This window comes from Bradyrhizobium sp. S69 (assembly GCF_009766005.1).
Taxonomy (GTDB): Bacteria; Pseudomonadota; Alphaproteobacteria; order Rhizobiales; family Xanthobacteraceae; genus Bradyrhizobium.
This window is the reverse complement of the sequence record NZ_LMUK01000027.1, coordinates 236,898-250,449: the sequence shown is the minus strand read 5'-3', so window position 1 is coordinate 250,449 and position 13,552 is coordinate 236,898. Positions and strand designations below refer to the sequence as shown.

Genomic DNA, 13,552 nt, shown 5'->3' with positions numbered 1-13,552 from the left:
CAGGGCAACACAGGAAGCACTGGATTGCTTCGTCGCTTCGCTCCTCGCAATGACGGTTCCTATTTTACTCTCGCCAAGCCTTTAGAAGAACCCAAGCGCCTTGGTGCCGTAGCTGACCAGGATGTTCTTGGTGTTCTGGTAGTGGTCGAGCATCATCTTGTGGTTCTCACGACCGATGCCCGATGCCTTGTAGCCGCCGAAGGCGGCGTGCGCCGGGTAGGCGTGATAGCAGTTGGTCCAGACCCGGCCGGCCTGGATCGCGCGGCCGAACTTGTAGGCGCGATTGCCGTTGCGGGTCCAGACGCCGGCGCCGAGGCCATAGAGCGTGTCGTTGGCGATCGCCAACGCCTCGTCATCGTCCTTGAACTTGGTCACCGAGACCACGGGTCCAAAGATCTCTTCCTGGAACACGCGCATCTTGTTGTGGCCTTCGAAGATCGTCGGCTCGACGTAATAGCCCTCGGCGAGCTCACCGCCGAGCTGCGCGCGTTTGCCGCCGGTCAAGACCTTGGCGCCCTCCTGCCTGCCGATATCGAAATAGGACAGGATTTTTTCGAGTTGGTCGTTGGAGGCTTGCGCGCCGATCATCGTGGCCGGATCGAGCGGATGGCCCTGCTTGATGTTCTTGGTGCGGGCGAGCGCGCGCTCCATGAAGCGGTCATAGACCTTTTCCTGGACCAGTGCGCGGCTCGGACAGGTACAGACCTCGCCCTGGTTGAGCGCGAACATCGCAAAGCCTTCCAGCGCCTTGTCGAAGAAGTCATCATCGGCGTCGGCGACATCGGCAAAGAAGATGTTCGGCGACTTGCCGCCGAGTTCGAGCGTCACCGGAATGATGTTGTCGGAGGCGTATTGCATGATCAGCCGCCCCGTCGTGGTTTCGCCGGTGAAGGCAATCTTGGCGATCCGCTTGTTCTGCGCCAGCGGCTTGCCGGCCTCGACCCCGAAGCCGTTGACGACATTGATGACGCCGGGCGGCAGGATATCGGCGATCAGTTCCATCACCACCAGGATGCCGAGCGGGGTCTGCTCGGCGGGCTTGAGCACCACGCAATTGCCCGCGGCAAGCGCCGGCGCCAGCTTCCAGGTCGCCATCAGGATCGGGAAATTCCACGGAATGATCTGACCGACCACGCCGAGCGGCTCGTGGAAATGATAGGCGACGGTATCGGCATCGACCTCCGAAATGCCGCCTTCCTGGGCGCGGATCACGCTGGCGAAATAGCGCCAGTGGTCGACCACCAGCGGCATGTCGGCGTAGGTGGTCTCGCGGATCGGCTTGCCGTTGTCGAGCGTCTCGACCAGCGCGAGCAGATCGAGGTTGGATTCAAGCTTGTCGGCGATCTTGTTGAGGATGCGCGAACGTTCGGCCACCGAAGTCTTGCCCCAGGCGTCTTTGGCCTTGTGGGCGGCATCGAGCGCCAGTTCGATATCGGCCGCGGTCGAGCGCGGTACCGCGCAGAGCTTCTTGCCGGTGACGGGGCTCGGATTGTCGAAATAGCGTCCCTCGCTTGGCGCCACCCATTTGCCGCCGATGAAATTGTCGTAGCGGTCGCGGATCAGAACCTGCTTGGAGACCTTCTCAATCGCCTCATGATACATGAACGTTCTCCCGGAGTGTCCGGCGATGGCCGGACCTGACGCCGAATCTCGTAGGACGCCGCGGCGCGCGGGTTCGGCGTTCCGCGCACAGCGCTAGCTCCCAAATTGCTGAAACCGGAAGTGGGCTTGGGACGGCAAGATTGTTGCGGCGGCAAAAGCCTCTTCCGTCACTGCGACGATCGCGGCGAGATCACTCGCCGCGATCGCAAGTACTCAAGGACCCAAATAATCTAGGGCCCAAAACAAGTCCGTCAGGTCCGGGCCTCGTTGATGATCTGCAGCTGGGTGAACTCCGCCAGACCCTCCTCGGCAAACTCGGTGCCGATGCCGGACTGCTTGGCACCGCCGAACGGGATATGCGGAGCCATGTCGAGGTGCTTGTTGATCCAGACCGTTCCGGCCTCGATCTGGCTCGCAACCTTGTGGGCGCGGGCAACATCCGACGACCAGACCGACGCGCCCAGGCCGTAATTGGTGGCGTTGGCGCGGCGGATGACGTCGTCATTGTCGGAAAATTTGATGATCGGCAGCACCGGGCCGAACTGCTCTTCGTCAACCAGCTTCGAGCCTTCCTTGATGTCGCGCACGAGGGTCGGCTCGATGAAATAGCCCGGACGATCCATCGCCGAGCCGCCGGCAATGATGTTGCCGTTCTTGCGGGCGTCTTCGAGGAAGCCCTTTACCTTCTCGTACTGCATCTTGTTCTGCAGCGGCCCGAGTTTTGTCCCTTGTTTGGAGCCATCGTCCACCACGGTGTTCTTGGCGATCGCCACCAGTTCGTTGCAGATTTCGTCATAGACCGACTCGTGCACATAGAGCCGCTTGATCGCGAGGCAGACCTGGCCGGAATTCTGGAACGCGCCTTCGAAGATACCGGGCGCGACCTTCTTCGGATCGACGTCGTCGAGCACGATCGAGGCGTCATTGCCGCCGAGTTCCAGCGTGATGCGCTTCAATGTCGCCGCCGCACTCGCCATCACCTTCTGGCCGGTCGCGGTCGAGCCGGTGAACGAGATCTTGCGAATGTCCGGGTGCTTGGTCATGAAGTCGCCGAGGTCGTTGGCGTCGGTGATGACGTTGAGGACGCCCTTGGGCAGCACATCCTTGACCAGTTCGGCGAATTTCAGCGTCGCCAGCGGGGTGGTCGGCGCGGGCTTGACCACCAGCGTGTTGCCGGCCAGGAGCGCCGACGGCAATTTGAAGCTGAGGATCAGCAGCGGATAGTTCCAGGGGATGATGGCGCCGATCACGCCGAGCGGGCGGCGATGGGCTTCGACGCGGCGGTCGCCGGAGTCCTCGATCACCTTCATCGGCAAATCGAGCGAGGAGAGGTAGCGGAAGAAGGCTGCCATGCCCATGACTTCGCCAGTCGCGTCGGCGAGCGGCTTGCCTTGTTCGCTGGTCAAGAGACGCGCCAATTCATTGGTGTTGGCTTCGATGACATCCGCCATCTTGCCGACCAGCCGGCGGCGTTCCTCGATCGGAGTCGCGGCCCAGGCCGGAAAGGCCGCCTTGGCGGCGGCAACGGCGGTATCGAGCTGGTTCTTGGAGGCACGCGGGCACTGCGCCACGATTTCTTCGGTCGCGGGATTGAGCACCGCCATGGTCTGGTCGCCGGGAACCATCTTGCCGTCAATGAGAAGGTTGAATTCACTCATCTGGTTTTCTCTCCCTGTGGAACGGACCTCTTGGGAGGTCTCGCTATATTCCTACGCATATCACGGTTTCGGCCGGCCGACTACGGCCTCTCGCGCCCTGCCGGTTCCCCAAAACCGGGCTTGGACGCCGGCGCCAAAATCGATATATACTTACGAATATAACGCATTCGCCGCGCCGGAGCCGCCGCCATGGAAATCGAGACGCAAGCCCTCACCACCTGCGAGGTCGCCCCGGATGGCGGCGCGATTTCGCTGGGTTTCGTCGATTCACAAGGCAAGCCCGCGACCATCCGGCTGTCGCTCAACCAGGTCGGTGCGCTCGCCATGACCTTGCCGGGACTGATCGACAAGGCGCTGCAGACCCGCTTCGGCGACCAGAGCCTGCGCTACGCCTATCCGTTGGCGTCCTGGGCGGTCGAGCAATCGTCCGATCCCACCCAGGGCATGGTCACGCTGCGCACCGTCGACGGCTTTTCCGTCTGCTTCTCGATCCCGCGCGACCAGCAAAGCGAACTCGGCGAAGCGCTGGTGGCCCAGCCGGTCGCGAAAACGATGCTGCGCACGAATTGAGCGCCTGCTTCGGCGGCGTTTTGACGCGGCACTGAATTTCATCCATCGTCATTCCGGGGCGCGCTCTTGCGCGAGCCCGGAATCCATAACCCCTGTGACAGCGGATGGGTGCTGAACATAAATACAGGGGTTATGGATTCCGGGCCCACGCGAAGCCGCGTGTCCCGGAATGACGGCAAGTTGGAACCACCCCATGCGAACCTGGCTGGTAGCCCTGATGATGGCACTAACCTCCCACGCGGCGTCCGCGGGCGACATCCGGGTGATGGCGGCCGGCAGCTTGAAAGATGCCTTCACCGCGATCTTCGCCGACTACGCCAAACAGACCGGCGCGAGCTTCGCGCCAGTGTGGGGTCCGTCCGGGTTGCTGCGCGACCGGCTGCAAAAAGGCGAGGCCTTCGACATCTTTGCTTCCGCCGCATTGCCGCACGCGCAAACCCTGACCGGCGCCGGTATCTCCGGCCCCAGCGTGCTGTTCACGCGCAACGCTTTGTGCGTCGTGACCACGGCCGACGGCGCCGCTAACACCGGCAATCTGATCGATACGCTGCTGAAGCCGGAGGTTCGGATCGGAACATCGACGCCGGTGTCGGATCCATCCGGCGACTATACCTGGGAGATCTTCCACCGGATCGAGACGCGGCGGCCCGGCGCGTTCAAGACCTTGTCGGAAAAAGCCCAGCAATTGATCGGCGGTCCGACCTCCGCGCCAGCCGTCAACGGACGCTCCCCATTGCTGGCGGCACTCGATGAGCACCGTATCGACCTGTTCATCTATTATTGCTCGGGCGCGCGCGAGATCGTGAAGGCCTCATCGAAATATAGATCGGTCGAGCTGCCGGATGAACTTGCGGTCGGTCCCGAATATGGATTGACGGTGTCGCTCAAAGCGCAGCCGGGTGCGGCCGATTTCGCGATGTATCTGCTATCGCCGCAGGGACAAGCGAGCCTGAAAGCGTTTGGGTTTATTCCGGTGGCGCTGCCGGCGGAGAAGTAGCAACGGCAGCGTCATCCTGAGGTGCGCGCCGTCTTCGGCGCGCCTCGAAGGATGTTGTTCAGCACGGTGCCTGCGGTCATCCTTCGAGGCTCGCAAGAGCTCGCACCTCAGGATGACGTGAGCACCAGCGGGGCTGCCCTATGGGGCAAAAATTGAATCCGAGCGATATACCCACGTCGTCCCGGCCTCCGCGCCGGGACCCATACGCCGTGTGTTCTCGTTTCGGCAGTGTCGCCGACGCCCTCTGCGCTAACTAACGCCAGGGGTGATGGGTCCCTGCGCAAGGCCGGGACGACGTGGTCATGTGGAGAAGCGTCCTGCCTACGACGCCGCTACTCCCCCTTCGCAAACTTCGCGAACGCATCGGCGTAGTCCGGATGCCAGCGCGACAGTGGCGGGCGGTTTTCGACGAGGTCGCCGGCGGCCCACTGGATGCGGCGTTCGTCGAGGCTTCGCGGCACATCATTGTCGGGACACAGTATGTAAAAATCTCCGGCGTCGATCCGTTCGATCATGAAGTCGACGGTCTGTTCCGGCGTCCAGGCGCCGGCCGGCTTCTCGGCGCGGCCGCGCGAGGTCAAACCGGTAAAGACAAAACCCGGGATCAGCAGATGGGCGCTGATCTTGTTGCCGGCGGTGTTGCGCAGTTCATGCTGCAATGCCTCGGTAAAGGCCTTCACGCCGGCCTTGCTGACGTTGTAGGCGGGCTCGCCGGGCGGTGTGGTGATGCCCTGCTTGGAGCCGGTGTTGATGATCAGCCCGGGCCGGCCGCGTTCGATCATCTGCGGCGCGAATGTTTGCGTGCCGTGGATCACGCCCCAGAGGTTGACCGCGAGCAGGCGCTGCCAGTTCTCCAGCGGCCCGAACATCCCGGCGCCCGGCGATATCCCGGCATTGTTCATCAGGATGTCGGTGCCGCCGAACCGTTGTCGCACCGCGGCTTCGAGGCCGGCGAGTTGCTCGACGCGGCTGACGTCGATCGCAGCAGTCATGATGTTGGCAGCGCCGCCGGGCGCTACAGATGACAGTTTTGTTTCGGCGTCCTTGAGGCGGTCGGCGCCGATATCGGCAATGCAGACCCGCATGCCGAGGCTGGCGAACCGGATCGCGGCGGCGAGCCCGATGCCGGATGCGCCTCCGGTAATGACCGCGACGTTATCGGGTGACATGGCTGGGTGGGGCATGGACCGCTCCTGATCGATTTTTCTCGGCGAGATCTAATTACGCTATGTCGAATTACGCTATCACGGCGCGGCTGCCATGCACGAAACGACATGGGAGGTCCTCGCCTGACGCCTTCATTCAACCGCAAGCGCGCTTTACGCTATCGGCTCAGCGTTGTAGAATTTGGAATATAACGACTTCAAAAATATCAAGTGACATCAAGGGAGTGCCGATATGGCTGTGACGCAAGCTATTCCGATGACGCGCCATCCTTACGCGGATGGTTCCTACAAGAAGATGCTGATCGACGGCAAATGGGTGGATGCTGCCTCCGGTAAGACATTCGAGACGCATAATCCCGCCACCGGCGAGTTGCTCGCCACCGTCGCCGAGGGCGATGCCGAGGATATCAATCGCGCGGTCGCGGCAGCCCGCCGCGCCTTCGAGGGACCGTGGAGCAAGGTCAAGCCGTTCGAGCGGCAGGCGCTGCTGCTCAAGCTCGCGGATCTGGTCGAGAAGAATTTCGAGGAACTGTCACAGCTCGATACGCTCGACATGGGCGCGCCGATCAGCCGCACCCGCGGCAACAAGCTGCGCGTGCTCGGCATGCTGCGGTATTACGCGGGCCAGGCCACCGCGCTGCATGGCGAGACCATCGAGAACTCGCTGCCCGGGGATATCTTCTCCTACACCCTGAAGGAGCCGGTCGGCGTGGTCGGCGCGATCATTCCGTGGAACGGCCCGCTCGGCGCCAGCATCTGGAAGATCGGTCCTGCGATCGCGACCGGCTGCACCGTGATCCTCAAGCCCGCCGAGGAGGCGCCGCTGACCTCGCTGCGGCTGGCCGAACTGGTGATGGAAGCCGGCATTCCAGCGGGTGTCGTCAACGTGGTGCCCGGCTTTGGCGAGACCGCGGGTGCGGCGCTGTCGGCGCATTCCGGGGTCGACAAGGTCGCCTTCACCGGCTCGCACGTCACCGGGCAGGCGATCATCCGGGCCTCGGCCGGCAACCTCAAGCGGGTGTCGCTCGAACTCGGCGGCAAGTCGCCTGACATCGTGTTCGCCGACGCCGATCTCGACGCGGCGGTGCCGGGGGCTGCGATGGCGGTGTTCGCCAATTCCGGCCAGATCTGCAGCGCCGGCACGCGGCTGTTCGTCGAGCACAAGATCTATGACGAATTCGTCGGCCGGGTCGCCGAATACGGCAAGAAGCTGCAAGTCGGCAACGGTCTCGATCCCAACACCCAGATCGGACCGCTGGTCTCGAAGCAGCAGATGGACCGGGTGTCGGATTATCTGGCGATCGGCCAGAAGGAAGGCGCCAAGGCGCTGGCCGGCGGCACGCCGCTGACCGAGGGCGCGTTATCCAAGGGATATTTCGTGGCGCCAACCGTGTTCGCCAACGTGCAGGACAATATGCGGATCGCGCAGGAAGAAATCTTCGGCCCGGTGATCTCGGCGATCTCGTTCAAGGATACCGACGAACTGATCCAGCGCGCCAATGCCACCACCTTCGGGCTCGGCAGCGGCGTCTGGACCACCAATGTCAGCAAGGCGCATCAGGTCGCAAAATCGCTGCGCGCGGGCTCGGTGTGGGTCAACTGCTATCAGGCGATGGACCCGGCGGTGCCGTTCGGCGGCTACAAGATGAGCGGCTACGGCCGCGAGTCCGGCAAGCAGCATCTCGAAGAATACCTCAACGTCAAGGCGGTCTGGATCAAGACGGGCTAGGACAACAAAGTTCGTCATGCCCGGGCTTGTCCCGGGCATCCACGTCTTATCTTCGTCGTCGCGACCAAAGACGTGGATGGCCGGGACAAGCCCGGCCATGACGAAACATCGGCAATGGTGATCGTTTCTACCGGCTCACAGCCTTCACCGGCCGGCCGATGTCGCTGCGCAGGGCTGCCAGGTCCTTCTTCACCGCGCTGGCAGCGTCGCGTTCGATCTTGCGGTAGCGCGCGACCAGCGACAGACCGAAAGGTGTCAGCACCGCGCCGCCGCCGTTCTTGCCGCCGGTTTGCCGCTCGACCGCGGCATGGCGGCAGATCCGGTTGATTTCGTCGACCAGGTCCCATGCCCGCTTGTAGGACATGTCCATCGCGCGACCGGCCGCCGAGATCGAGCCGCAGGCGTGAATGTTTTCCAAAAGCTGGATCTTGCCCGGCCCGATGCGGCCCTCGGCGTCGAGATCGATCCGGACGCTCAGGGAGGGCAGCGCTGTGGTGCCGGATTTCTGCATGGACGTGTGCTCTCTCGCCTCGGGGCCTACATTGCCACCGCGGCGATTTGCGAACAAGATGAAGTCGCACCATATCCGAGAACCACGCAAGAAAATCCGGGGCAGGCATGAACTTTCCGTCGTTATTCTCACCGCTACAGATCGGTCCCTACCACCTCAAGCACCGCGTCATGCTGGCGCCGTTGACACGGATGCGGGCGGCGAGGCCGTCTCTGGCGCCGCGGCCGCTGAACGCCGAATATTACGCCCAGCGCGCCACGCCCGGTGGACTGTTGATCGCCGAGGCGTCGCCGGTGATGGCGAGCGGTTTTGGCAATCCCGGGGTGCCCGGCATCTACTCCGAGCAGCAGATTGCCGGCTGGCGCGAGGTGGTCGATGCCGTCCACGCCAAGGGCGGCATCATCTTTCTCCAGCTCTGGCATGTCGGGCGGGTCTCGCATTCCTCGCTGCAGCCCGGCGGCGTGTTGCCGGTCGCCCCCTCGGCGGTGGCAATTCCGGCGGAGCTGAAAACCTCGACGGCGGACGGCCAGGTGGTGTCCTACGAGACCCCGCGGGCGCTGGAGACCAGCGAAATCCCTGGTATCGTCGAGGCCTATCGGCAGGGCGCTGCGAACGCGCTCAAGGCCGGCTTCGACGGCGTCGAAATCCATGGCGCCAATGGCTACCTGATCGAGCAGTTCCTGCAATCGCACACCAATCTGCGCACCGACCAGTATGGCGGCTCGATCGAGAACCGGACGCGATTTTTGATGGAGGTGACCAAAGCCGTGATCGAGGTCTGGGGCGCCGACCGGGTCGGCGTGCGGCTGTCGCCTTACGGCGTGGCCAATGGCAGCGGCGAGGCCGATCCGATGCCGCTCTACAGCCATGCCATCACATCGCTCGATCCTCTGGGCCTTGCCTATCTGCATTTCATCGAGCCGCGTTCGAGCGGGACCGGGCGTGCCGAAGTCAATCATCAGAACGTGCCGTCGGCGATGGTGCTGTTTCGCCCGCTGTGGCGCGGCACATTGATTACCGCCGGCGGCTTTAGCGGCGAGGCCGCCAACGCCGCGATTGCCGAGGGGCATGCCGACGCGATTGCGTTCGGCCGCATCTTCATTTCCAACCCCGATTTGCCGCGCCGCCTCGCGCATGGTTTCCCGCTGACGCCCTATAACCGCGCGACGTTCTACGGCGGCGACGCCGCGGGCTACACGGATTATCCGGAGCATAGCGAGTTGGAGAAGGTGTGAACCCATCGTAGCCCGGATGAGCGAAGCGACATCCGGGAACGCTGTCGATGCTGGTCCCGGATGTCGCTGCGCTCATCCGGGCTACGAGGACAGCCCGTGACCAAGACTGCAACACCCGTCGGCGTTTCGAAAGGCCAGTGCCTGTGCGGCAAGGTCGGCTTCGAGATCGACACGCCCGCGCGCTGGGCCTGGCATGACCATTCGGCCGCGAGCCGCCGCGCCCATGGCGCGGCATATGCGACCTATGTCGGAAGCTGGCGCAAGCGTTTCCGCATCACCAAGGGCCAAACGAATATCTCGCGCTACCAGGACAAGGCGACCTCGACCACCCGCAGCTTCTGCACCCATTGCGGCTCGCCTTTGTTCTACGAACGTCCGCGTTCCCCGCACATGGTGAATATCCCGCGCGCGCTCTTGACTGGGCGCACCGGCCGGCAGCCGCTCTATCACATCGCGATCGAGGAGTTGCAGGAATGGGCCTATACCGGCGAGCCGCTGGGGCCGCTGAAGGGCTTTCCGGGCGTGGTCTGGCAGCGCTCGAAAAAGAAGAAGCCGATCGAGCACGAGGGAATGTTCTGAGCTGAAGCAACCGGGTTGGCCCGCTTCCGATGCCCGTCCGCGCAGGGCAGCCATGACCGCCTTCCATTGATCTTGCCGCCGCCCATCGTCCATGATGATTCGAACCCGGCGGAACGACCGCGGGCAGGAGGAGACCGTTTCATGAATCGCATCACCGGCCGCTCGGCGTTTCTTGCATTGCTGAAGGATGAGGGCATCACGCATCTGTTCGGCAACCCCGGGACCACCGAACTGCCGATCATGCACGCGCTCAAGGACCATCCCGACCTCACTTACGTGATGGCGATGCAGGAAAGCCTGGTGGTCGCGATCGCCGACGGCTACAGCCGCGCCTCGGGGCGTTTGGTGGCCTGCAACGTCCATGTCGCGCCCGGGCTCGGCAATGCGATGGGCTCGCTGTTCAACGCGAAATTCACCGGCACGCCGATGATCCTGACCGCCGGCCAGCAGGAGCAGGGTCATGGCTTGATGGAGCCGGTGCTGTACGGGCCGCTGGTGCAGATGGCCGAGCCCTTGGTGAAATGGGCGGTCGAGGTGACGCGGCTGGAAGATCTGCCGCGGATCGTGCGCCGCGCCGCCAAGATCGCGACCACGCCGCCGACCGGCCCGGTGTTCATCTCGCTGCCGGGCGACATTCTCAACGCCGAAGCCGGCATCGAACTCGGACATTCGACCCGCGTCGACACCCGTGTGCGCCCGTCCGACGAGGCGTTGCAGGCGCTGGCGCAGCGCATTTTGAAGGCACAAAACCCGGTCATCATCACCGGCGATGAAATCGTCAAGAGCGATGCGTTGCAGGAGGCTGCGAGCTTCGCCGCCACGCTCGGCGCGCCGGCCTATCAGTGCTCGACGCCCTATGGCGCGCAATTCCTGTCGGAAAGCCCATGCTTCATGGGGGCGCTGTCGCGTTTGCAGAGCCAGGTCCGCGAGGTGCTACAGCCTTACGATCTGATGATCGTGCTCGGCGCCGATCCATTGCGGATGTCGGTGTACAGCGAGGTCGATCCGTTGCCTGAGGGGATGCCGATCATTCAGGTCGGGCTGGTCGATTGGGACATCGCCAAGAACTACAGCGCCGAGATCGCGGTGAAGGCCGATGTGAAGGAAACCCTGCGCGCGCTGATCCCGGCGTTGCAAGCCGCCGGCGGCGCCGCGCTCGAAATCCGCGCCAAAAAGGGCATCGACGCGCTGGCGCCGAAGAACTGGACCGCGCGGCGCAAGACGCTGGTCGAGCAGATTTCCAAGGCCAGTGACACCTCGCCGATCGATGCCGACTGGCTGGCCTTGCAGGTGGTCGAGGCGATGCCTGAGAATGCCATCCTGGTCGATGAGGGGCTGACATCGTCGCGGCAGATCACGGCGTTGCGCCCGCACCGCGATCGCTACGGCTATCATGCGCTGGCCTCGGGCGGCATCGGCTGGGGATTGCCGGCGTCGGTCGGCGTCAGCCTCGCCAATCCCGACCGCCCGGTGGTGTGTTTCTCCGGCGACGGCAGCTCGATGTACTCGATCCAGGCGCTGTGGACCGCGGCCAATCACAAGCTGCCGCTGACCTTCATCATCGTCAACAATGGCGGCTATCGCATCATCAAGCAGCGCCTGCTGGCGTTTCACGGCGACGACCATTACGTCGGGATGGATTTCGTCGATCCGCCGGTGGATTTCACCGGGCTGGCAAAATCGCTCGGGCTGGAAGCGATCCGCATCACCGATCCCGGTCAATTGAAGTCGACGCTGTCCTCGGCATTCAGCCGGCCAGGCACGAAATTGATCGAAGTGGTGGTGAATAATTCGGTGAATTGAGCTTCCACCGTCATTCCGGGGCGTGCGAAGCACGAGCCCGGAATCGATACTCCCTGTGTTAGCGTTCGTTACTTAACTGAGATACAGGGGTTATGGATTCCGGGCCCACGCAAAGGTGCGTGTCCCGGAATGACGGAGACCTTCATTTCGTCTTCGGCCGATACTGTGCCGCCGGATGCGGTGCCGCCAACCTTGCGCGGCCGTCGCCGAATAATTTCTCGCGCAGCGTGCCATGTCGATAGGCGCGCTTGTAGCGCCCGCGCCGGGTCAGTTCCGGCACCAGCATCTCGGTGATGTCCTCGAAATCGCCGGGCGAGACCGCGAACGGAACGTTGAGGCCGTCGACGTCGGTTTGGTCGAACCAGGCCTCGATGTCGTCGGCGACCTTTTCGGGCGTGCCGACGATGACCGGCCCGATGCCGCCGATGCCGACATGCTGGGCGACTTCGCGCACGGTCCAGATCCGGTCGGGATCGGCGCGGGTGATGTTGTCCATCGCGGTACGGCCGGCATCGTTCTCGACGTGGCGAACCTCTTGATCGAGATCGTAGGTCGAGAAATCGACGCCGGTCCAGCCGGACATCAGGGTCAGTGCGCCCTCGGGATTGATGTGGCTGCGATAGTCGGCGTATTTCGCCTTGGCCTCGGCCTCGGTGCGCCCGAGAACGATCGTCATCATGCTGAACATCAGGATTTCGGCGGGGTTGCGCCCGGCAGCCGCAGCGAGCGCGCGAATGGCCGACACGCGCGGCGCGATGATCTTGGCGGATGGGCCCGAAATGAAGACGCATTCGGCATGCTGTGCGGCGAACTGCCGTCCGCGCGGCGAGGTGCCGGCCTGATACAGCACCGGCGTGCGCTGTGGCGACGGCTCGCTGAGATGAATGGCGTCGAGCCGGTAATTGTTGCCCTGGTGCTGGACGCGATGGACCTTGGCCGGATCGACGAACCGGCTGCGCGCGCGATCGCGCAGCACCGCGTCGTCTTCCCAGCTTCCTTCCCAGAGCTTGTAGACCACGTCCATATATTCGTCGGCGACATCGTAGCGGTCGTCATGCGCGGTCTGCTTGTCCTTGCCGGCGCCGCGGGCGGCGCTATCGAGATAGCCGGTCACCACGTTCCAGCCGATCCGCCCCTCGGTCAGGTGGTCGAGCGTCGACATCCGCCGCGCGAACGGATAGGGCGGCTCGTAGGACAGATTGCTGGTGACGCCAAAGCCGAGATGCTCGGTGACCGCCGCCATCGCCGGGACCAGCAGCAGCGGTTCGTTCGCCGGCGTCTGCGTGGCGTTGCGCAGCGCCGCATCCGGACTGCCGCCGAACACGTCATAGACCCCGAGCACATCGGCCAGAAAAAGCCCGTCGAACCGCCCGCGCTCAAGCGTCCTGGCCAAATCGAGCCAGTACGGCAGCCGGTTATAACAGGCAGTGCGGTCGCGCGGATGGGTCCATAGCCCGGGCGATTGATGCGCGACGCAGTTCATGGCGAACGCGTTCAACCGGATTTCTTTTTTCATGATTCTACAGTCATGGCGGTGTCAAACCCGCTATCTCCCCGCAGCGACCATGACATTCCGCCCCCGTCGCATCAAGCGATGGCTTATGGCCACGCCGCTGAGGCAGGCGGATCTTCTACACAAAGGGGCATCTTCTAGGCAATTAGTCCCGCTGCGACCGAAACCCTTCGAAACCGTCGGGCCCTC

11 protein-coding genes are annotated in these 13,552 nt (G+C 63.5%); 6 read left to right on the top strand and 5 right to left on the bottom strand.

Annotation, left to right across the window (positions count from 1 at the left end; genetic code table 11):
• Nucleotides 1–81: 81 nt before the first annotated feature.
• Nucleotides 82–1,602: an aldehyde dehydrogenase gene (gene adh, locus GSQ88_RS11630; protein WP_159007885.1), complete on the bottom strand. Its 1,521-nt coding sequence runs from the start codon at nt 1,600–1,602 to the stop codon at nt 82–84.
• Nucleotides 1,603–1,853: 251 nt separating this feature from the next.
• Nucleotides 1,854–3,260, bottom strand: coding sequence for an aldehyde dehydrogenase family protein (locus GSQ88_RS11625; protein ID WP_159007884.1), 1,407 nt, complete (start codon nt 3,258–3,260; stop codon nt 1,854–1,856).
• 189 nt (nt 3,261–3,449) lie between these two features.
• Between GSQ88_RS11625 and GSQ88_RS11620 the strand changes: the two genes are divergently transcribed.
• Complete coding sequence (locus tag GSQ88_RS11620; protein ID WP_159007883.1) at nt 3,450–3,830, top strand: hypothetical protein; 381 nt, start codon at nt 3,450–3,452, stop codon at nt 3,828–3,830.
• Nucleotides 3,831–4,023: 193 nt separating this feature from the next.
• Nucleotides 4,024–4,827 (top strand): substrate-binding domain-containing protein, encoded by an 804-nt coding sequence (locus tag GSQ88_RS11615; protein WP_159007882.1) that lies wholly within the window; start codon nt 4,024–4,026, stop codon nt 4,825–4,827.
• A 332-nt stretch (nt 4,828–5,159) separates the two neighbouring features.
• Here GSQ88_RS11615 and GSQ88_RS11610 read toward each other — a convergent pair whose 3' ends face one another.
• A complete protein-coding gene (locus GSQ88_RS11610; RefSeq protein ID WP_159007881.1) occupies nt 5,160–6,011 on the bottom strand; it encodes an SDR family NAD(P)-dependent oxidoreductase in 852 nt (283 codons plus the stop codon).
• A gap of 214 nt (nt 6,012–6,225) precedes the next feature.
• On the opposite strand from GSQ88_RS11610, the gene GSQ88_RS11605 reads away from it, so the two are divergent.
• Nucleotides 6,226–7,722 carry an aldehyde dehydrogenase family protein gene (locus GSQ88_RS11605; RefSeq protein ID WP_159007880.1) on the top strand — a complete coding sequence of 499 codons (1,497 nt, stop codon included), beginning with the start codon at nt 6,226–6,228 and terminating at the stop codon, nt 7,720–7,722.
• 127 nt (nt 7,723–7,849) lie between these two features.
• On the opposite strand, the gene GSQ88_RS11600 is transcribed toward GSQ88_RS11605, so the two are convergent.
• Complete coding sequence (locus GSQ88_RS11600; protein ID WP_159007879.1) at nt 7,850–8,233, bottom strand: winged helix-turn-helix domain-containing protein; 384 nt, start codon at nt 8,231–8,233, stop codon at nt 7,850–7,852.
• Nucleotides 8,234–8,340: 107 nt separating this feature from the next.
• Here GSQ88_RS11600 and GSQ88_RS11595 point away from each other — a divergent pair, with 107 nt between their 5' ends.
• From GSQ88_RS11595 to GSQ88_RS11585, 3 genes are all read left to right on the top strand, one after another.
• Nucleotides 8,341–9,468 (top strand): alkene reductase, encoded by a 1,128-nt coding sequence (locus tag GSQ88_RS11595; protein ID WP_159007878.1) that lies wholly within the window; start codon nt 8,341–8,343, stop codon nt 9,466–9,468.
• 96 nt (nt 9,469–9,564) lie between these two features.
• Nucleotides 9,565–10,047 (top strand): GFA family protein, encoded by a 483-nt coding sequence (locus GSQ88_RS11590; protein WP_502706719.1) that lies wholly within the window; start codon nt 9,565–9,567, stop codon nt 10,045–10,047.
• Between the two features lie 141 nt (nt 10,048–10,188).
• Nucleotides 10,189–11,850: a thiamine pyrophosphate-binding protein gene (locus tag GSQ88_RS11585; RefSeq protein WP_159007876.1), complete on the top strand. Its 1,662-nt coding sequence runs from the start codon at nt 10,189–10,191 to the stop codon at nt 11,848–11,850.
• Nucleotides 11,851–11,992: 142 nt separating this feature from the next.
• On the opposite strand, the gene GSQ88_RS11580 is transcribed toward GSQ88_RS11585, so the two are convergent.
• Entirely contained in the window at nt 11,993–13,366 is a 1,374-nt protein-coding gene (locus GSQ88_RS11580) for an LLM class flavin-dependent oxidoreductase (RefSeq protein WP_159007875.1), read from the bottom strand.
• Nucleotides 13,367–13,552: the final 186 nt, after the last annotated feature.